Origin of the sequence: Arthrobacter sp. YC-RL1, assembly GCF_001454985.1 — a bacterium.
Lineage (GTDB): Bacteria > Actinomycetota > Actinomycetes > Actinomycetales > Micrococcaceae > Glutamicibacter > Glutamicibacter soli.
Window position 1 is genome coordinate 1,531,379 of record NZ_CP013297.1, and the last position, 20,582, is coordinate 1,551,960.

The 20,582-nt window shown below is 64.8% G+C and carries 14 protein-coding genes; 12 read left to right on the top strand and 2 right to left on the bottom strand.

From position 1 onward, the window contains the following. Nucleotides 1-192 precede the first annotated feature (192 nt). The 7 genes from mtrA to secA all read left to right on the top strand — a co-directional run bounded on the left by mtrA (nt 193) and on the right by secA (nt 10,107). Entirely contained in the window at nt 193-873 is a 681-nt protein-coding gene (mtrA, locus tag ATC04_RS07210) for an MtrAB system response regulator MtrA (protein ID WP_047119509.1), read from the top strand. Further along, nucleotides 870-2,675, top strand: a complete 1,806-nt coding sequence (gene mtrB, locus ATC04_RS07215) for an MtrAB system histidine kinase MtrB (protein ID WP_052772409.1) — start codon at nt 870-872, stop codon at nt 2,673-2,675. Before mtrA ends, mtrB begins: the two co-directional genes overlap by 4 nt. Further along, entirely contained in the window at nt 2,675-4,378 is a 1,704-nt protein-coding gene (locus ATC04_RS07220) for an LpqB family beta-propeller domain-containing protein (protein WP_047119508.1), read from the top strand. Before mtrB ends, ATC04_RS07220 begins: the two co-directional genes overlap by 1 nt. Nucleotides 4,379-4,452: 74 nt before the next feature. Further along, nucleotides 4,453-5,253, top strand: a complete 801-nt coding sequence (locus ATC04_RS07225; RefSeq protein WP_047119507.1) for a phosphoribosyltransferase family protein — start codon at nt 4,453-4,455, stop codon at nt 5,251-5,253. A 160-nt stretch (nt 5,254-5,413) separates the two neighbouring features. After that, nucleotides 5,414-6,112: a ribosome-associated translation inhibitor RaiA gene (raiA, locus tag ATC04_RS07230; protein ID WP_047119506.1), complete on the top strand. Its 699-nt coding sequence runs from the start codon at nt 5,414-5,416 to the stop codon at nt 6,110-6,112. A 125-nt stretch (nt 6,113-6,237) separates the two neighbouring features. Beyond that, entirely contained in the window at nt 6,238-7,299 is a 1,062-nt protein-coding gene (locus ATC04_RS07235; protein WP_052772408.1) for a crosslink repair DNA glycosylase YcaQ family protein, read from the top strand. A 138-nt stretch (nt 7,300-7,437) separates the two neighbouring features. Continuing rightward, nucleotides 7,438-10,107, top strand: coding sequence for a preprotein translocase subunit SecA (gene secA, locus ATC04_RS07240; RefSeq protein WP_047119504.1), 2,670 nt, complete (start codon nt 7,438-7,440; stop codon nt 10,105-10,107). On the opposite strand, the gene ATC04_RS07245 is transcribed toward secA, so the two are convergent. Further along, the gene (locus tag ATC04_RS07245; RefSeq protein WP_047119503.1) at nt 10,104-10,637 is read right to left on the bottom strand and encodes an Rv3235 family protein; all 534 of its coding nucleotides are present in this window, start codon (nt 10,635-10,637) and stop codon (nt 10,104-10,106) included. The two genes, secA and ATC04_RS07245, sit on opposite strands and share 4 nt — an antisense overlap. Nucleotides 10,638-10,693: 56 nt before the next feature. Next, complete coding sequence (locus ATC04_RS07250) at nt 10,694-11,416, bottom strand: LysM domain-containing protein (RefSeq protein ID WP_052772407.1); 723 nt, start codon at nt 11,414-11,416, stop codon at nt 10,694-10,696. Between the two features lie 139 nt (nt 11,417-11,555). Here ATC04_RS07250 and ATC04_RS07255 point away from each other — a divergent pair, with 139 nt between their 5' ends. The 5 genes from ATC04_RS07255 (at nt 11,556) to ATC04_RS07275 (ending at nt 20,530) form a co-directional block, all read left to right on the top strand. Then, nucleotides 11,556-12,116 (top strand): hypothetical protein, encoded by a 561-nt coding sequence (locus ATC04_RS07255; RefSeq protein ID WP_152666857.1) that lies wholly within the window; start codon nt 11,556-11,558, stop codon nt 12,114-12,116. Nucleotides 12,117-12,203: 87 nt separating this feature from the next. Further along, nucleotides 12,204-12,869, top strand: coding sequence for a hypothetical protein (locus ATC04_RS07260; RefSeq protein WP_146955835.1), 666 nt, complete (start codon nt 12,204-12,206; stop codon nt 12,867-12,869). Continuing rightward, nucleotides 12,866-14,113, top strand: coding sequence for a hypothetical protein (locus ATC04_RS07265; RefSeq protein WP_047119500.1), 1,248 nt, complete (start codon nt 12,866-12,868; stop codon nt 14,111-14,113). The genes ATC04_RS07260 and ATC04_RS07265 overlap by 4 nt, the downstream gene beginning before the upstream one ends. A 108-nt stretch (nt 14,114-14,221) precedes the next feature. Next, the gene (locus tag ATC04_RS07270) at nt 14,222-19,036 is read left to right on the top strand and encodes an NAD-glutamate dehydrogenase (RefSeq protein WP_047120795.1); all 4,815 of its coding nucleotides are present in this window, start codon (nt 14,222-14,224) and stop codon (nt 19,034-19,036) included. A 9-nt stretch (nt 19,037-19,045) separates the two neighbouring features. Beyond that, on the top strand, nt 19,046-20,530 hold the full coding sequence (locus tag ATC04_RS07275; RefSeq protein WP_047119499.1) for a PAS domain-containing sensor histidine kinase: 1,485 nt from the start codon (nt 19,046-19,048) through the stop codon (nt 20,528-20,530). Nucleotides 20,531-20,582: the final 52 nt, after the last annotated feature.

A 20,582-nucleotide genomic window follows, 5' to 3' on the forward strand; every position in this document is an offset into this window, starting at 1 on the left:
CTGGGGGATCTGCCTCCAATGGCGGGGCTTTGCGCCAGTCAACCGGCTGAATCGGGGGCTGGTCATGTATCTTAGAAACAATGGCGGTAGCTTAGCTGCGCACTGGTGACCAGCCGGTTGGGCGGGGCCGTGCAGTCCTGCCCCTGCCGGCAGGCCGCCCGCGGCTGTCCTAGCATTTCAGGGGGAAATTGGATGAAGGCACGAATTCTTGTTGTCGACGATGACGAGGCGTTGTCGGAAATGATCGGCATCGTCCTGCAGAACGACGGCTTCGAGGCCTCCTTCTGCTATGACGGTTCCGGGGCGCTGGAAGCCTTCCGCGAGTCAAACCCCGACCTGGTGCTGCTGGACCTGATGCTTCCGGGCATCGACGGAATCGAGGTCTGCAAGCAGATCCGCGCCGAATCCGACGTCCCGGTGGTCATGCTCACCGCCAAGTCGGACACCGCCGACGTGGTCCGCGGCCTGGAGTCCGGCGCGGACGACTACGTCCCCAAGCCCTTCAAGCCAGCCGAGCTGGTGGCCCGCGTGCGCGCCCGCCTGCGCCCGAACGAAACCCATGCGGCCGAGACCCTGCAGGTCGGCGAGGTCGCCATCGACGTGGCCGGCCACCGGGTGACCCGCGGCGGCACCGTGGTGTCGCTGACCCCGCTGGAATTCGACCTGCTGGTGACCATGGCGCGCAAGCCGTGGCAGGTCTTCAGCCGCGAGCAGCTGCTCGAAGCGGTCTGGGGCTACCGACACGCGGCCGATACCCGGCTGGTGAACGTGCACGTGCAGCGCCTGCGCTCCAAGATCGAGGTCGACCCCGAGAAGCCGCAGATCATCCAGACCGTGCGCGGTGTCGGATACAAGGCTGGATCGGCAAGTTGAACACGCACGCGCCGACCGGAAAAGAACTTGTCCCGGTCGATGTGCGTGTCCATGGCATTCCCCAGGCCCCGCGGTTCTACCGGCTGAAGCACTGGATCCGCCGTCCCGTGGAAGCGGTGCGCAACCGCTGGCAGCGCCATCTGCTGTTCCGCACAGTGATCTCCACGCTGCTGTTCACCTCGCTGGCGCTGCTGGCCGCCGGCGCGTTCCTCTCCAACCAGATCGCCTCCACGCTGTTCCAGGAACGCTTCAACCAGATCGAGAAGGAATCCGAGCGCGGCCTGACGCAGGCGCGCTCCATCCTCGAATCCGCCGCCACCACCGACCGCGCCTCCACCCAGGCCCTGGTGAACTCCACCTTGGCCACCCTGGAGGGCGACGGCGCCACCGTCATCCGAGACTTCGTGCTGATGCCCATCGCCGGGGACGAGAACCTCTACGTCGGCCCCATGGCCTCCGGTTCGCTGACTACCCGCGTGGTGCCCGAGGACCTCGCCGAATCCGTGGCGGGGGAACAGGGCATCTACTGGCGTTCCATCGAGCTGGGCGTCGAGGGCGACCAGTATCCCGGGCTGATCATCGGAACCAAGGTGCTGATCCCGCCGGGCCGAGAATACGGCCTCTACCTGGTCTACGACCTGTCCAGCGTGCAGGACACCCTGGCCTTCATCAACCGCGCCATGACCTTCACCGGGCTGGTGCTGCTGGCAGTGGTCGGCTTCGTCGCCTGGTCTGTGGCCCGCACCGTGGTGCGCCCGGTGGCCGACGCCGCCTACGTGTCCGAGCGCATCGCCGCCGGCGATCTGGACCGCCGCATGAAGGTCTCCGGCCGCGACGAGGTGGCGCGCCTGGGCACCGCCTTCAACCACATGGCCGCCTCCCTGCAGGAGCAGATCACCGCCCTGAACAACCTCTCGGCCATGCAGCAGCGTTTCGTCTCCGACGTCTCCCACGAGCTGCGCACCCCGCTGACCACCGTGCGCATGGCCGCCGAGCTGATCCACGACGCCCGCGAGAACTTCGACCCGCTGACCGCGCGCTCCGCCGAGCTGATGTACAACCAGATCGAGCGCTTCCAGAACCTGCTCAACGACCTGCTGGAGGTCTCGCGCTTCGACGCCGGCGTGGCAGTGCTGGACCGCGAATCCACCGACCTGAACGTGATTGTCGGGAAGGTCATCGTCACCGCCACCCCGGTGGCCGACGAATACGGCACCGTCATCCGGCTGAACTCCCCGCCCGAGGGATGCGTGGCGGAAGTCGACCCGCGCCGCCTGGAACGCGTCATCCGCAACCTGGTGCTCAACGCCGTGGAGCACGGCGAGGCGCAGCCGATCGACGTGACCATCGGCGCCAACGAATCAGCCGTGGCGGTCACCGTGCGCGACTACGGCATCGGCATGTCCGAGGAATCCTGCAAGCACGTCTTCGACCGCTTCTGGCGCGCCGACCCGGCTCGCGCCCGCACCACCGGAGGCTCGGGCCTGGGCCTGTCCATCGCGATGGAGGACATCAGGCTGCACGAGGGCCGACTGGAGGCCTGGGGCGAACTGAGCATCGGCTCGGTCTTCCGTGTCACCCTGCCGCGCACCGCCGCGGACACCATCGACTCCTCGCCGCTGCCGCTGGAACCGGCCACCGTGCAGACCCTGGACGAGCCGCAGGGTGACAGCTTCCCGCTGACCGGCGAAGTCCCCAAGATCGGCTACACCCCGCTGGTGCTGCCCGAGGACGACGATCTGGACGACGACATCGCCGATCCGGGCGCGCCGATTCCGCCCGCCTCGTCGGAGGAGAAATAATGCGACGCACGCTGATTTCGCTGCTGGCCATGCTGCTGGGAGTGGCGCTCACCGCCACCGGCTGCGCTTCCATCCCGCGCTCCTCCCCGGTCAAGCAGATCGAGGCGCATTCGGAGGACTCCGAGTCGGAGTCCTACAGCTACGCCGCGGACGGGCCCGCCGACGGCGCGGATGCCAGGGCGATCGTCGACGGTTTCGTGGCCGCCGGCCGTTCGGTGGCGGAGGACTACGCAGTCGCCCGCGAGTTCCTCACCCCGGAGCTGAGCCGGCAGTGGCGCGGGGACACCAGCACGCTGATCTACGAGGCTGTCAACGTGGTCAACGGCGCCGAGACCAACCAGTACACGATCCAGCTGGAGATCATCGGGGCGGTGGATGCCCAGGGCGTGCGCACCATGTACCCCGACCATTCAACCCGCGCGGTGGACGTCGCCGTGTCCAAGGTCGACGACCAGTGGCGCATCTCCGACGCGCCCAACGGCGTGATGCTGGAAGCCTCCACCTTCAACAAGATCTTCTCCGCCCAGACCCTGTACTTCTACAACGCCACCTACCGCTATCTGGTGCCTGACATCCGCTGGTTCGCCACCGGCAGCGGCACCGCAACCTCGATGGTCGAAGCGCTGCTGGAGGGCCCAGCGCCGTACCTGGAAAATGCCGTGGTCTCCGCTTTCAGCTCCGCCGGATCCCTGGTGCGCTCCGCGGTCCCGGTGCGCGACGGCACCGCGACCGTCGACCTGAGCAAGGCGACCTTCCAGGACGCCACCGACCAGATGCTGCTGCTCATGGACCAGCAGCTGGAAGCCACCTTGATCCCCTTGAGCAGCGTGACGAAAGTGCAGATGCTGCAGGAGGAAACCGAGATCACGCTGGCCGACCAGAGCATCACCATCGAGCCGGCGCAGGTCGACCCCAGCACCCCGGATACGCTGATCGGCATCGCGGACAAGTCGCTGGTCTACGTCAAGGGGCTCTCGGTCATCCCCGTCGGCGGGCTGCCGGATATCTCGCGCTACAATCCGCGCGAACCCGCCATGTCGCCCATCGGCAACCGCTACGCCTTCCTGAACGGATCGCGCAAGCAGCTGTGGACCATCGGCGAGGACGGCTCGCTGGACCTGGGCCTTGAAGGCGAATCACTGATCCAGCCGTCCATGGACTTGGCCGGCTGGACCTGGACGGCGGACAACCACGACAAGAACCCGCTGCGCGCGGTGCCCGACAGCATCGCGGGCAAGGGCGAAGCCCGCACGATCAGCGTGCCGTGGCTGGAAGGCTCCAGCGTCAGCTCGCTGCGCATTTCCCGCGACGGGGCCCGGGCGCTGATCGTCGCCACCAAGGACTCGGCAACCACCGTGTACGTCTCCGGAGTGATCCGCGATTCCGACGGGGTGCCGCGAGGCCTGAGCAAGACGCCGATGAAGATCTACCCCGACGTCCCGGTGAACACCGCGGTCTGGGAATCCGATCGTTCGATCATCGTCGCCGAGCTGAGCCTTACCGAGCCGGTGCTGGCCGAGCAGATCACCTTCCAAGGTGGCAGCAAGCACCTGCAGGTGCTGCTGGGCATGGTGGGCATCGCCGCCGGCACCGGAAAGCAGCGGGAAGTCTACGCCGAATCCCAGGACCAGCTGTTCAGCCTGGTGGGCAACTCCTGGCATGTGCTGGACGACTACGCCAAGGACATCTCCTACCCGGGCTGACCGGAGCGCACCGCGGCATCCACAATCGGCGTCCAGCGCCGGCGGCCATGCCGCGGCCGCGCCCATCCTGGAGCATGGGCTCCAACGACCGGGAAATCCTGCGGGACCTGGACCAGCTGTATGGCCAGCGGGTTCCGCAATGGGTGCGCTTTGCACTGCGCGAAACTTGCAACTTCCTGCTGCCTGCCAGCTGTGCGGTCTGCGGCAGGGCCGATGACAGGCTGTGCCCCACCTGCCGCGGCGCGGTGCGCCGCCAGCTCTGCCTCCCGCCGCTTCCCGACAGCCAGAGCCGCTACCTTGAACTGCCGGCGCTGGCCGGACAGATCCCCGTGGCGGCTTGCGGCGTCTACGGCAACGAGCTGGCCCGAGCCATCCTGTCCTACAAGGACCACCAGCGGTATTTCCTGAAAGAGCTGTTTTCGCCCTACCTCGCCGCCGCCCTGAATGCCTCGCTTGTTCCGCAGTCCCGCGCCCGGCGCACACTGGTCGTTCCCATGCCCACCTCGCTGAAGGCGATTGCGCGCAGGGGATACCGGCCGGTGGAAGCCATGCTCCAGTCGGCCGAGCGCCTCGGACTGCTCGACGCAGGGCTGGAACTGTCACCGGTGCTGCACTACCGGATGGGCCAGGTGTTCAGCGGGGCCCAGAAGAGCAAATCCGGCTCGGACCGGCGCGGGCAGCACGCGCAGCTGATTGCCGAGATCCCGCGTGTTCGCCAACAGCCGATCCTGCTTGTCGATGACGTGATGACCACCGGTTCCACCCTGCAAAATGCCGCAATTACCTGTAATAACGCGGGATACGACGTGCTCGGAGGGGTAGTGCTGGCACTCACTCGACCGCCGGGCGATGACCGGGGTGGACAATTACGCTGACCGCGATAGGAAATGTCCGCGTTCGGTACTTGAATCTGGGCCGCCGTGGCCTAAGGTGAAGTATGGGTTGCATCACACAGATGCAGCGAAGCCCATCTTCAGTTCGAAGAGATCAAACTTCCGAACTGTTGTGTCACCCGACTCAATTTTGGAGGACACCATGGAGCTGAACTACAGCGGACGCAACATCACCATCTCGGACCGTTTCCGGGAGTATGTTGATGAGAAAATCACCAAGGTCGACCAGCTGGCCACCAAGATCCAGCGCATTGACGTCAAGGTCGTCAAGGAAACTCACGCCCGTGACCAGAGCACCGCACTGTCCGTGGAACTGACGGTTGTCGGTCGAGGACCGGCAATCCGTGCAGAAGCCCGTGGGGCTGACAAGTTTGCAGCCTTCGATGTCGCATTCGCCAAGCTGCTTGAGCGTCTGCGCAAGGCCCGCGACAAGCGCAAGGTGCATCGCGGAAACCATGCCCCGGTGGCAGTCCATCAGGCCACCAGCGCGCTGCCGGTTGTTCCGACGGACAAGTCCCTCGTTGAGGAAACTCTCGCAGCCCAGGCCGCCGCCGAAGCGGAAGAAGCTGAAGCGAACGCCGAGTACTCGCCGGTCGTGATCCGCCGGAAGTCCTTCCCTGCCGAAGTCATGAGCGTTGACGACGCAGTGGACCGCATGGAGCTGGTGGGGCACCCGTTCTACCTCTTCGTCGATGAAGCCACCGGCGAGCACTCCGTGGTCTACGGCCGCACCCAATACCAGTACGGTGTCATCACCCTGGATGCTTCGCTCAGTGACGAAACCGAGTCGACCACCGAGACTCGCGGCTACCGCGACAAGGCAATGGCGACCGAGGGTTAGCCATTAGCGATCCAGCAAACAAGGGCGGTCGGCGCACCCTGAGCCTGTCACAGGCTCGACGGGTTGCGCTGGCCGCCCAAGGCTTGTCCCGGGCCCGCCCGGACAAGCCCGTGACTCTCCGGCGGATGAACTCGACGCTGGAGTCCATCGCCCAGCTGCAGATCGATTCGATCAACGTTGTCCAACGAGCCCACTACATGCCGCTTTTCGCGCGGCTTGGTGCCTACGACATCGGTGCGCTGGACAGGCTGGTGGCGCGCAAACGCGGCCCGATGACCGAATACTGGGCGCACGAAGCCAGCTATGTGCGCAGCGAGCTCGTCGCGGACCTGATCACCTGGCAGCGGCGCGGCTGGATCGACCGTTCGGACCTGTTCACAAGTGAGCACCGCGAACTGACCGACAACGTGCTGTCCTATCTCGCCACGCATCCGGGCACCACCGCCCGCGAGCTCAGCGCCGCGCTGGACATCCAGCCGGTCGGGGAGAAGCAGCACTGGGGCTGGAACTGGAACGATACGAAGTTCGTCACCGAAGCGCTGTTTGCCCAGGGCCGGATCCTTGCGCTGGGCCGCAGCAGCCAGTTCGAACGCCGCTTCGCGCTGGCCGAGGACGTGATCGACCTGCAACGGGCTCCTGTCCCGGGCGACAAGCGGTCCGCCCTTCGCCGGCTGGTGCTGCGGGCGATGCGCGCACTGGGCGTGGGCACCGCCCACTGCATCGCCGAATACTTCCGGCTGCCCGCCACCCAGGTCGCCGCACTGCTGCGCGAACTGGCCGCAGAGCGGCTGATTGAGCAAGTTGAGGTCGCCGGCCTCGCCGAAAACTGTTACCAGCTGCCCGGAACCGTCATTCCGCGCAGCGTCCAACCCGATCTGCGCCTGCTCTCGCCCTTCGATTCGATGGTCTTCAACAGGCGCAGGCTGGAGCGCTTCTTCGGCTTCGAATACCGGGTGGAAATCTATGTTCCGCAGGCCAAGCGGCGCTACGGGTACTACGTTTTTCCGATGCTCTACGGCGAGGACTTCGTTGGCAGGGTGGATCTGAAAGCCGACCGGAAAAACGGGGTGCTGCAAGCCAAGTCGGTGCATTACGAACCCGGAGTTTGCCCGGAAGTTTCGGGCGAGCTGGATCGCGAACTGGGGCGAATGGCGCGGTGGCTCGGGTTGGCCGCGGTTGAACGTTGACTGTGAACTGCCTGTTTGGTGCGTTGCCGTTCACCATAAGAACACCGCAGAGACTATCGAAATAGCGTTTGACGACGTTTTCCTCACGTAGACTAATTACGCCAGATTTACTGTGCTTGAGATATTGGGAGCTACCACGTGGCATCATTGCTAGAACGTATTTTGCGTACCGGCGACAAGAAGACCCTCAAGGTCCTTCGTAAGTACGCCGACACGATCAATACGTTGGAAGACGAGATTCGCGAACTTTCGGATGAAGAACTCCAGCGGGAGACCGAAAAGTTCCGGGCCCGACTGGCAGATGGTGAATCGCTGGACGCCCTGCTTCCCGAAGCATTCGCCGTCGTGCGCGAAGCCGCGGACCGCGTGCTGGGCATGCGCCACTTCGACGTCCAGCTCATGGGCGGCGCTGCGCTGCATATGGGCAATATCGCCGAAATGCGCACCGGTGAAGGCAAGACCTTGGTCGCGACCGCACCGGCCTACCTCAATGCCCTGACCGGCAAGGGTGTGCACGTGGTGACCACCAACGACTTCCTCGCGCAGTACCAGTCCGACCTGATGGGCCGCGTATTCCGCTTCCTTGGTCTGAGTTGCGGCTGCATCCTGGCGAACATGGATCCGGCCACCCGCCGCAAGCAGTACGCCGCCGACATCACGTACGGAACCAACAACGAATTCGGTTTCGACTACCTGCGCGACAACATGGCCTGGAGCAAGGACGAGCTCGTCCAGCGCGGCCACCACTTCGTTATCGTCGATGAGGTCGACTCGATTCTCATCGACGAAGCCCGTACCCCGCTGATCATCTCCGGGCAGGCCTCGGGCGACGTGAACCGCTGGTATGTCGAGTTCTCCAAGATCGTGGCCCGACTGACCCGCGAGGACGACTACGAGGTCGACGAAAAGAAGCGCACCATCGGCGTGCTTGAGAGCGGCATCGAGAAGGTCGAAGACTACCTGGGCATCGACAACCTCTACGAGTCCAACAACACCCCGCTGATCGGCTTCCTGAACAACGCCATCAAGGCCAAGGAGCTGTTCAAGAAGGACAAGGACTACGTTGTGGTCAACGGCGAAGTCATGATCGTCGACGAGCACACCGGCCGTGCGCTGCAGGGTCGCCGCTACTCCGAAGGCATGCACCAGGCCATCGAGGCCAAGGAAAGCGTGGAAATCAAGGCCGAGAACCAGACCCTCGCCACCGTCACCTTGCAGAACTACTTCCGCATGTACGAGAAGATCTCGGGCATGACCGGTACCGCCCAGACCGAAGCCGCGGAGTTCTACGGAACCTACAAGCTTGGCGTCGTGGAGATCCCGACCAACAAGCCGGCGATCCGCCAGGACCAGCCGGATCTGATCTACAAGAACGAGATTTCCAAGTTCAACGCGGTTGTCGAAGACATCGAAGAGCGCCACAAGACCGGCCAGCCGATCCTCGTGGGCACCACCAGCGTGGAGAAGAGCGAATACCTCTCCCGGCTGCTGGCCAAGAAGGGCATCCGCCACGAAGTGCTCAACGCCAAGCAGCACGCTCGTGAAGCCGCCGTGGTCGCCATGGCCGGCCGCAAGAACGCCGTGACCGTCTCGACCAACATGGCCGGCCGCGGTACCGACATCATGCTCGGCGGCAACGCCGAATTCCTCGCGGTGGCGGAAATGGAACGCCGCGGCCTGGATCCGGAAAACCACGCCGACGAATACAACAAGCAGTGGGACGACGTCTTCGAAGCGGCCAAGAAGACCGTTGCCGCGGAAGCCGAGGAAGTCACCAAGCTCGGCGGCCTGTACGTGCTGGGCACCGAACGCCACGAATCGCGCCGCATCGACAACCAGCTGCGCGGCCGTGCCGGTCGCCAGGGCGACCCGGGCGAATCCCGTTTCTACCTGTCGATGACCGACGACCTGATGCGCCGCTTCAACTCCGGCATGGCCGAGCGCATCATGAACAACCCGTCGATGCCCGATGATGTGGCCCTGGAATCCAAGATCGTATCCCGCGCCATCGAATCCGCGCAGGCCCAGGTGGAAGGCGTCAACGCCGAGCAGCGCAAGAACGTGCTGAAGTACGACGACGTCATGAACCGCCAGCGCGAGGCCATCTACACCGACCGCCGCGCCATCCTGGAAGGAGACGACCTCCAAGAGAAGGTCGGCCACTTCCTGGAAGACGTCGTGAAGGCCATGGTCACCGAGGCCACCCAGGTCGGCGACGCGGACGACTGGGATCTGAAGCAGCTGTGGACCAACCTGAAGCAGCTGTACCCGATCGGCATCACCATGACCGAGGTCATCGAAGAAGCCGGCGGCCTGGGCCGCCTCTCCGCCCAGTTCCTTGAACGCGAGATCCTCTCCGACGCGCAGTACCAGTACGAGCTGCGCGAGAATCGCGTGGGCTCCGGGGTCATGCGCGATCTGGAGCGCCGCGTGGTGCTGTCGACCATCGGCCGCAAGTGGCAGGAACACCTGTACGAGATGGACTACCTCAAGGAAGGCATCGGCCTGCGGGCGATGGCTCAGCGCGATCCGCTGGTTGAATACCAGCGCGAGGGCTACACCATGTTCCTGACCATGATGGAATCCATCCGCGAGGAAAGCATCGGCACCCTGTTCAACCTGGAGATCCCGAGCGGTTCCGAGGAATCCAGCCAAGCGCAGGGGGAGCCGGCGAACCAGCCGACGAACCTGCAGTTCACCGGCCCGGATGAGGAAGGCCATGCGAACACGACCCGTGCCCAAGCCGCCAAAGCCGAAGGCAAGTCGGAGAAGAAGGCCAACAAGAAGAAGACCAAGAACAGGCGCTAAAGCATTTCCACGCTTGTGACCTGCCACCGTCCGTGCCATGGCTCTACACGAAGAGCCACGGCGCGGACGCGGTATTTAAAGCCCAGGATCACCGTACATTCCCATCCGCCGCCCAGGGTGCTGCGCAGCCGCATGGACTGCACCTGCCCATGGCTGGTGCCCGGTTCAGGGGCGGTCTTGTAGCCGTCGGTCTCGATGAGCGCCTGGTCCCGGAGCTTGCGGATGCAGTCCGGGTTCATCACGAAGTTCAGTTGAGAGACCGTGCGATAGCCGGCAATGATCTCGAAGACCGCTCGGGACACCGCATGCGAGAGCCTGACCACGTCGATTCGTTCGCGAGGAAAGCCGGGACCGCGGTGGAAAATGTGGTCCATCGGCACCGCGATGGCTGAAGGGGTTCTGCCTTCGGCTGACGCCAACGGCAGCTGGCAGCGGCCGCGGGAACTCTTGTGCTGGTTCAGGACTTCTCTGCGTGCTTCGCTTTCCCTGACCGTGTACGCCAGGTCCTGGAAGCCAGTATCGATGCTCATGGGGGACTCCTCGTTGTGTGCTGGATGACGTGCGGCGGCAGGATGCGCCGCCCGGTTCACTGCAGGGGTGGAAGCACGAGAACCGCTCCGACCTGGAGCAGGTCCGGGTCCGCGCCGATGACCGTGCGGTTCAGCTCGTAGATGCGGGGCCACAAGGCGGAGATTTCCGCGATGGTCGCCTGCCGACCGAGCATGTGCGCGGCGATGCTCCACAGCGTCTGCCCCTCGGCGACCACCACCTCCTGCCGCGCGTCCCGGGGCGGCTCAGAGGATTGCTTCTGCCCGCCGACGATCCGGGCCATGGGCACATTGACGGGTTCGGCGGACCAGCGCGGCGAGGGCAGTCGGTCAACGGGGGTGCCTGGCTCGGAGGTCATGCTGGTGCGCGCGCCTGACGACGCCGCGGACTGCGAGGCCGCGAGGGCGTGTTGGGCGGGATCCGGAGCTGCCCAAGCGGCGGCAACAGCCGTGGAGGACAACGTCAGCGACGCGCCCAAGGCCGTGCCCAGCACGCTGCGCGCCAGCCGAGGGGCCACCCGTTGCAACAGCCGCAGGGTGCGTTGATGCTGCCGGGCCGCGGCCCAGGTGATGGCGCGGGCCGTGACGGTGCGCAGGGTGTAGAGCCCTAGGAAAAGCGCCGCGGCGTAGAGCGCGGGGAGGGCGACGGTGCCTGGACCCGGGTTCGCGGAATCGAAGACCGGGCGTTCTTGCCAGATCCAGAACGCAAGTCCTGCCAGGATGATGCCGCTCCCCAACGCCAGCAGCGTCAGGAGAATCATTCGTCGCAAGCCATCCATAGTTAGAACTCTTTTCATCTCATTTGACGCGATTTGATGAAGTTTGACTCACATGATGACAGCTTGGATCTATTTTGTGAAGAGGGTTTCGCCAACAAGTTTTCGCTCGTACAGTGGGCACATGCGTTGGGATTCACTTTTCGAGGACCTCGAATCACAGCTTCAAGCGCAGCTTGAGGCGCAATTCCGCGACGAGGTCGCCGAAAACATCCGCATTGAACGCGCTACCGAAAACCTGGCGGGAAAACTCAGGGCGTTGACCGGTCGCACCGTGCAGCTGCAGCTGCCAGGCTCTGTCGAAGCAGTGGGTACGGTAGGGCCGATGGGGGAGGACTACCTCTGCGTGGACGCCGAGGCCTCCAACCTGCTCGTCACCCTGCGAGCCATCCGGCGGATCACCGTGCCCCGCTCGTCAAGGCCCACAGCCCTGCCAAGACCCGAGCCCTCGCCCGTCAAGCTGCCGGCTCTATTGCGCGGGCTGCTGCGAGACCGGAGTCGGATGCGGATCCACGACGGGCATGGCGAGCTGCTGGCCGAAGGCACACCCACCCAAATCGGCCAGGACTTCTTGGTGATCGCCGCCCATCCGCGAGACGAGTTCCCCCGGGAATCCAGCATTACTGAACATTCGATCGTGCCTCTTGCCGCCATCGGGTGGATCTCGATTCCCCGGGGTTACTAATCCACAGTTTTCAACTTCGGCCTTTCGCGCTCCACCAACTTGTCGTAGGCTCGGCTCACATATATCCATGTGTTGGAGGTGCGTGCCGTGCCAGCAGAACGACGTGCGAACGAGTCCCATCCTGCCGCCGCGGCGAGGATCAAGCGGCCCAGCTGGAAGGATCCCCGGTTGGCTCTCGGCGCGGTGCTGGTGACCGCATCGGTCATCGGCACGGTCTACCTGGTGCGCGGCATGAACGAAACGACCACCGTGTACGTGGCCGGTGCGAATATCACCCTGGGCGAGCAGCTCACCAGCCGCAACCTCAAGCCGCAGGAAGTCCAGCTCGGCGATTCGCTGGCCAAGTACCTGGAAGAAGACACCCTGGATCTGGGCAATGCGCGGGCCAACACCTTCATCGGCGCCGGCGAGCTCATCCCGCTGTCATCGATCACCAGCAGCGAGCTCGGTTCGCGCCGCCCAGTGAACCTGGAGCTGCCGGCAGACCTGAGCGATGCGATTACGCCTGGAAGCTTCGTGGATGTCTGGGTCGCCCGGCGCGAAGCAGGCGGCACCAGCTACGGCGTGCCCGAACAGCTGGCGGTAATGGTCGAGGTCTCGGCCCGCGTCGCCCACGCCGGCGGGCTGGTCGGTAACAACGGAACGAACCTGGAGCTGCTGGTTGAATCCGACAAGCTGGAGGCTTTCCTGCAGGCTCTGGCCAACGATGCGCGGATCACCGTGATCTACAACCCTGCAGGCGGGCAGCAATGAGCATTTCGGTAGTGGTGCTCGGGCGCGACGAGCATCTGGTGCGCCAGATCGAGGGGTATCGCGGAGAGCTGATCGTGGTCAGGGTCTGCGACGACGCGGCGGAGGCCATCGCTGCCTGCACCGCCGGTGCGGTCGATGTCTTGCTGGTTTCCGAGCGGGCTCTCATGCCGCCGATGGAGCAAGTCGACCAGCTGACCGTACAGCGCACCATGGTTGCGCTGCTGGATCCGAAACCCGAGCGCACCGCCGCCGTCCCGGGACTTGTGGAAATCCAGGACACCGTCGGCATGGTCGAGCTTGAAGCGCTCATCACCCAGGCACTGGTCGGCCTTGGCCAGGAGGCAACGGAGCGGGAACCCGGATCCACGACAGCTCAGGGCAGCGGAGCGGGACGCGAGGGCAGCATCGTCTGCTTCTGGGGCTCCCCGGGCTCCCCGGGGCGCAGCACCGTCGCGCTGAACTACGCGGTCGAAGCCGCGGTGGCCGGGCTCTCTGTGGTGCTCCTGGACGCCGACACCTATGCCGCCTCCCTGGCAATCCAGCTCGGCCTGATGGACGAATCGGCCTCGATCGCCCAGATGTGCCGTGTGGTCGACTCAGGCTCCCGCGACCCGGCCCGCCTCCGCTCCGCCTGCCTGGCCGTCGAGGTCGCAGAATCCACGCTGATGGTCGCCACCGGCATCCCTCGGGCCAGCCGCTGGCCCGAGGTCCGTGCCGCGGCCCTGCGCAGGGCCGCGCTGACCCTTCGCGCCCACCATGATCTGGTGGTGCTCGACGTGGCGCCCTACATCGAGCTGGACGAGCAACTCAGCTTCGACACCCAGGCGCCCCAGCGCAACGCGGTCACCGTGGAAATGCTGCAGTGCGCCGATGAAGTTTTTATGGTGGTCGCCGCCGACAGCCTGGGCATTCCCCGGGCATTGCGGGCCATTGACGAACTCGAGGAAAAAGTCCCGGGAATCGAGGTGAAAATCATCTTCAACAAAGTATCCTCGGGTAATTCCGGACACGGACCCAAGCGCCGTATTCTGGAGGCCTGGGAGCGTTTTGGACCAACGCACCCCGTCGTTGGATTTCTGCCCAATGACAACCCAATTTGCCATGCTGCAATCTTGGCTGGAAGCCCATTAGTGGAAATAGCTCCCAAAAGTTCATTACGTTCAGAAATCCGGTCGTTGGCTGGCATTAAATCTTCGGATTCCCCGGCTAAGGGGAAGACTCGTCGATTGGCAAAGAACCTGTGAGCCCGAAGCGCTGGAAACATGTAATGTGGGTAAAACTACGGGTCCGCAAAGGCGCGGACCAATCGAACCGTTCTTGGAGGCGTTCACTTGAACTCGTCGGATTCCAGCATGACTGAATCATTCATGGAGGAGACTCTCACCCCAACCCTGGTGAGCGAGTACTACGGCCAGATCGCGAAAGAGGATGTTGCGGCCTACAGGCCCAACGAACTCGAATCGCGTGTTGCCGCCCATCTGGAAATCGGCTATCAGCGCGAAGCTGATCACGCCAACGTCGCCATCACCCGCAATGCGGGCATCTCGGTGGTCAACATCGTCACCGACGACATGCCGTTCCTGGTGGACTCGGTCACCGCGGCGCTCGTCAAACGAGAAGCACCCATCCAGCTTGTGGTCCACCCGACCTTCGTGGTTTCCCGCGACCGCGCCAACGGCCAGATCCAGAACCTACGCCACACCGGCACCCAGCACATGGCCAGCGGCGACACCGCTGCGCTGTCGGATTTGAGCACATTGGTCTCCTCCGACTCGCTGACCAAGATCGAATCGTGGATCTCGGTGGAGCTTGCCCGCGAGCTGAGCGACGAGCAGGCCGAAGCCATCATCACCGACCTCTACCACGTCCTGGGTGACGTGCGCGTCGCCGTGAAGGACTGGCCGGCCATGCTGGACCAGGCCAAGGCCATCGCCGAGAGCCTGCCGCAGACCACCAACGCCGGCCAGATCGCCGAGCTGGAGCAAGCCGTGGAGCTGCTGAACTGGATGGCTGACGACAAGTTCACCTTCCTGGGCTACCGCGAATACGACCTGGACACCGTGAACGGCGAAGACGTCCTGGTGGCCCGCCCCGGCACCGGCCTGGGCCTGATGCGCGAACTGGAAAACCAGGGCCCGCAGCACCTGACCAAGCGAGGCCGCATCACCGCCCGCGACAAGCGCGCGCTGATCGTCACCAAGGCCAATGCCCGCTCGACCGTGCACCGCGGCGTCTACCTGGACTACGTGGGCGTCAAGAGCTTCGACGCCAACGGCGAGGTCAACGGCGAACGCCGCTTTATCGGCCTGTTCTCCTCCAGCATGTACACCTCCAGCGTGAAGTCCGTCCCGGTCGTGCGCGAAAAGGTCAAGGCCGTGCTGAAGAATACCGGATTCGCCCGCAACTCGCATTCGGGCAAGGACATCACCACCATCCTGGAGACCTACCCGCGCGATGAGATGTTCCAAATCTCCGTGGAAGACCTGACCTCCACCGCCCTGGGCATCCTGCGCCTGCAGGAGCGCCGCCGCACCTCGGTATTCATCCGCACCGACGACTACGGCCGCTTCGTCACCGCCATGGTCTACATTCCGCGCGACCGCTTCTCCACCATGGTCCGCCACCGCGTGGAGCATGAACTGCAGACCTCCTTCAACGCCGACTCCGTGGAATACGAGGCCCAGCTGGGTTCCGGCGCGCTGGTGCGCCTGTTCTACCGCCTGCGCCTGCAGCGCCACGGCCTGGTCCCGGTCGTCGACCGCAAGGCCCTGGAGAACCGCATCGCCATGGCAGTGCGCTCCTGGTCCGACGCCATCGTCGACGCCGCCCGCGACAGCCTGGAAGCCGGCGTGGCCAACCAGCTGTCCAACACCTGGGCCGAGGCCTTCCCCGCCTCCTACAAGGTCCAGTTCGAAATCGACGACGCGCTGAACGACATCGAGCTGCTCGCCGAGCTGCAGGAGCCTGCTGCCGCCGCCGGCCCGGTCGTCTCCTTCTACGACCCGAAGACCGACGACGAAGACGCGCTGGTCACCAAGCGCATGAAGATCTACGTCGACCGCCCGCTGCTGCTTTCGCGCATCCTGCCGGTGCTGCAGGACCTCGGCCTGGACGTCGTTGACGAGCGCCCGTACGAGCTGAACCCGGAGGGCATCGGCCAGCGCTTCATCTACGACATGGGCCTGAAGGTCGACGAGTCCGTCGACTTCTCCGCCATCCAGGACAAGCTGGCCGCCGCCTACGCCGCGGTGGTCCGCAACGACGCCGAATCCGACAGCCTCAACGCCCTGGTGCTGCGCGAAGGCCTGGACTGGCAGGAAGTCGCGATGCTGCGCGGCTACGCCCACTACCTGCTGCAGCTGGGTGTGCCGAACTCGACCGGCTTCATCGCCAACGCCTTGGTCAGCAACGCCGCAGTCACCCACGGCATCGTGGAACTGTTCCACGCCACCTTCGACCCGAAGCTGAGCGCCGAGCAGTCGCAGGCGCTGCGCGCCTCCGCCCATGAGAAGATCACCGAAGCCCTGGAGGCCGTGCCGACGCTGGACGCCGACACCCTGCTGCGCCGTTTCGTCAAGGTCATCGAGGCCACCAAGCGCACCAATTACTACGCCGAGAACCAGCAGGCGCTGGCCTTCAAGCTGGCTCCGGAGGAAATCGACTTCGCTCCGTTCCCGCGTCCGAAGCACGAGCTGTGGGTCTACTCGCCGCGTGTTGAAGGAACCCACTTCCGCTTCGGCGCCGTCGCCCGCGGCGGCCTGCGCTGGTCGGATCGCCGAGAGGATTTCCGCACCGAGGTGCTGGGGCTGGTCAAGGCGCAGATGGTGAAGAACTCCGTGATCGTGCCGACCGGCGCGAAGGGCGGCTTCTACGCCAAGCAGCTGCCCAACCCGGCCGTTGACCGCGGCGCCTGGATGGAGGAAGGCAAGGGCGCGTACCGCGTTTTCATCCGCACCCTGCTGGAGCTGACCGACAACCTGGTGTCCGACGAGAACGGCGAGCACGTCGTGGCCCCGCCGAACGTGGTGCGCCGAGACGGGGACGATACCTACCTGGTGGTCGCCGCCGACAAGGGAACCGCGAGCTTCTCCGACACCGCGAACGAGATCTCCGAGGAAAAGGGCCACTGGCTGGGCGACGCCTTCGCGTCCGGCGGCTCGGTAGGCTACGACCACAAGGGCATGGGCATCACCGCCCGCGGCGCCTGGGAATCGGTCAAGCGCCACTTCTTCGAGCTGGGCATCGACACCCAGACCCAGGAGTTCACCGCGGTGGGCGTGGGCGACATGTCCGGTGACGTGTTCGGCAACGGCCTGCGACGCACCAAGACGATCAAGCTGGTCGCCGCATTCGACCACCGAGACATCTTTCTGGACCCGACCCCGAACCCGGAAGCAGCCTTCGAGGAGCGCGAGCGCCTCTACCACCTGCCGCGTTCCAGCTGGGCGGACTACAACCGCGAGCTGATCTCCGCCGGCGGCGGCGTCTACTCGCGCAGCTTGAAGTCGGTGCCGGTCAGCCCGGAGGTCCGCGAGGTCCTGGGTCTGGACGCCTCGGTCACGGCCATGTCGCCGAACGAGCTGCTTAAGGCCATCCTTTCGGCCCCGGTCGACCTGCTGTACAACGGCGGCATCGGCACCTACGTGAAGTCCTCCGCGGAGAGCCACGGCCAGGTCGGCGACCGCGCCAACGACTCGATCCGCGTGGACGGTGCGGATCTGCGGGTGAAGGTCGTCGGCGAAGGCGGCAACTTGGGCATGACCCAGCTGGGCCGCATCGAGGCGGCGCTGAACGGGGTCATCCTGAACACCGACGCCATTGACAACTCGGCCGGCGTGGACACCTCCGACCGCGAGGTGAACATCAAGATCTTCGTTGACCGCCAGATCAAGGCCGGCAACATCGATCCAGCCGAGCGCAAGGAATTCCTGCTGTCGATGACCGACAACGTGGGCGACCTGGTGTTGCAGACCAACTTCAACCAGAACGTGCTGCTGCTGAACGAAAAGCATGCCGCGCAGACCTGGGCTCCGGCCTACGAGCGTCTGATGCAGTGGCTCGAGGTGCACGCGGACCTGAACCGGGAACTGGAGTTCCTGCCCAGCTCCGAGGAGCTGGAAGCGCGCCGTGCCGCCGGCGGCGTCATGACCGCACCGGAGCTGTCGGTGCTGGCCGCCTACGCGAAGATCCAGCTGGCCCACGCCTTGTCCGAATCCGACCTGGCCGATGACCCATACTTCGCGCAGACCATGCGCCGGTACTTCCCGGAGCACCTGGTGGAGCGATTCGGAGACCAGCTGCAGTCCCATCCGCTGCGCAAGGAGATCATCGCCACGGTGATCGCCAACGACATGGTGAACATCGGCGGCATCACCTATGTGTTCCGCGCGATGGAGGAAACCAGCGCCAGCGAAGTGCACATCGCCAAGGTCTTCTGCGCCCTGCGCGAGGTCTACCGCTTCGACGCTCAATTCGACGCGATCAACTCCCAGCCTGCCGGCACCGACGTGGACTACTGGGGACGCCAGCACCACGACATGCGCCGCCTGCTGGACCGGGCCACCCGCTGGTTCATCAACCGCGTCGACCAGGAACTGCTGGTCGGCCAGGCGGTGGAGCGCTACGAGTCGATCGTGACCCAGCTGCGCGAAGAGCTGCCGCAGCTGCTGCGCGGCGACGACCAGGAACGTTTCCAGCAGTGGCATGCGGATGCGTTGGCCAACGGCATCGGCGAACGCCGCGCCAGCATGTGGGCCTCGCAGTTCGAATCCTTCGCGCTGCTGGACGTGGCGGATCTGGTGCACCGCACCCAGGAGGACGTGGAGAAGGTCTCGCAGACCTACTTCATGCTCTACAACCTGTTCAATGTCGACACGCTGCTGAACCGCATCACCAACCTGCCGCGATCCGACCGCTGGCAGGCGCTGGCCCGCGCGGCCATGCGAGACGACCTGTACAGCACGATCATCGACCTGACCAACGACGTTCTGGAATCCTCGGGCCAGATCACCGACGTGGCAGAGCGTGTTGCGGCGTGGGAAGAGGCAAACGCGGCTAATCTGGATCGTGCGAAGGCAATGTTCGCTGAAGTGAACAGCCTGGAACGCGATGACATGGCATCGCTGTCCGTGGCCCTTCGCCTGCTGCGTTCCATCGTCCGGAGGTAATCACCCCTAATGGCCCTCATCACCGAAGATCTACGTCGAAAAGCCGACCTCGGCCCCGGTGATGAGGACTGGCTCCACCTGCTGGTGGGGGATTGGCAGCTGGTCGCGGACCTCGCGTTCGCAGACCTGGTGCTCTGGTTCCCCACCGGCGATGGATCCTATGTCGCCTTGGCGCATGTGCGCCCGTCCACCTCGCACACGACCTTCCACACCGACTTCGTCGGTGAGCGCATCCGCAAGGATCTGCGCATCATGGTGGACCGCGCCTGGGACAGCCGAACCATCCAGCGTTCGGCCGAGCATCCCGGCGCCGATTTGATTCCTGGACTGACCACCGTTCAGGCTGTCCCGCTGGTTCGCCAGAACCGGACCGTCGCGGTGATCACCTCGCACTTCGACCGCAACCAGTCGCGCACCCCCTCGAACTTGGAGCTCGTCTACCGGCAAAGCGCAGACGACTTGCTGGCCATGGGCACCAAGGGGCTGTGGCCCGACTTCGCCAGCCCCACCGGCTCGCGCCGCGGTGCGCCCCGCGTGGGCGACGGCTTCATCCGCTTGAGTGTGGAAGGGACGGTGGAATTCGCCAGCCCCAACGCGGTCTCAGCTTTCCGCCGCCTCGGCGCCGCCGACGTGCTGCAGGGCCAGCCGCTGGCCGACCTGACCATGGCGCTGGTTCGCGACCGCCGTGTGGTCGATGAAACCCTCCCATTGGTCCTCCAGGGCAAGATGCCGTGGCGCACTGAAGTCGAGTACCGCGGCGTCACCCTCTCCCTGCGCGCTATCCCGCTGCGCGATGAATCCAAGCGCTGGGGCGCACTGGTCCTGTGCCGGGACGTCTCGGAACTGCGCCGGCGTGAAAAGGAGCTGGTGACCAAGGACGCGACCATTCGCGAGATCCACCACCGGGTGAAGAACAACCTGCAGACCGTGGCGGCGCTGTTGCGCATGCAGTCGCGGCGCATGAGCTCGGACGAAGGCAAGCAGGGTCTGGAACAGGCCATGCGCCGGGTATCCACGATTGCTTCGGTCCACGACTTCCTGTCCAAGGGACTGAACGAAACCGTGAAGTTTGACGACCTGATGGACCGCCAGTTCCGCCTGATCGTTGAAATCGCTTCGCCGGGGCAGAAGATCTCCACGTGCCGCGAAGGGGAGTTCGGCATGCTCGACGCCGACTTGGCCACCCCGCTGTCGTTGGTGATTAATGAACTGGTGACCAATGCCGTGGAGCACGGCTTGGCCAACCGCGACGGACAGGTGGCACTGATCGCCGAACGCTATCTCGGCACCGACTCCAAGGACTGGCTCAGGGTGACCATCGAGGACGACGGCCACGGGCTGCCGGAAGGGGAGCGCCGTGAAGGTCTCGGCCTGCAGATCGTGCGCACCCTGGTGACCAGCGAGCTGTCTGGGGAAATCCGCTGGCTGCCCGGTGACGAGGGGGGAACGCGGGTAGTCATCGAAATGCCGCTGACCCTGGATCGGCGGGCCTAGCGTCGCAAGACCGCGAAACGGCCAGCTGGTGCGCGCACGCCGGGCGCAATGC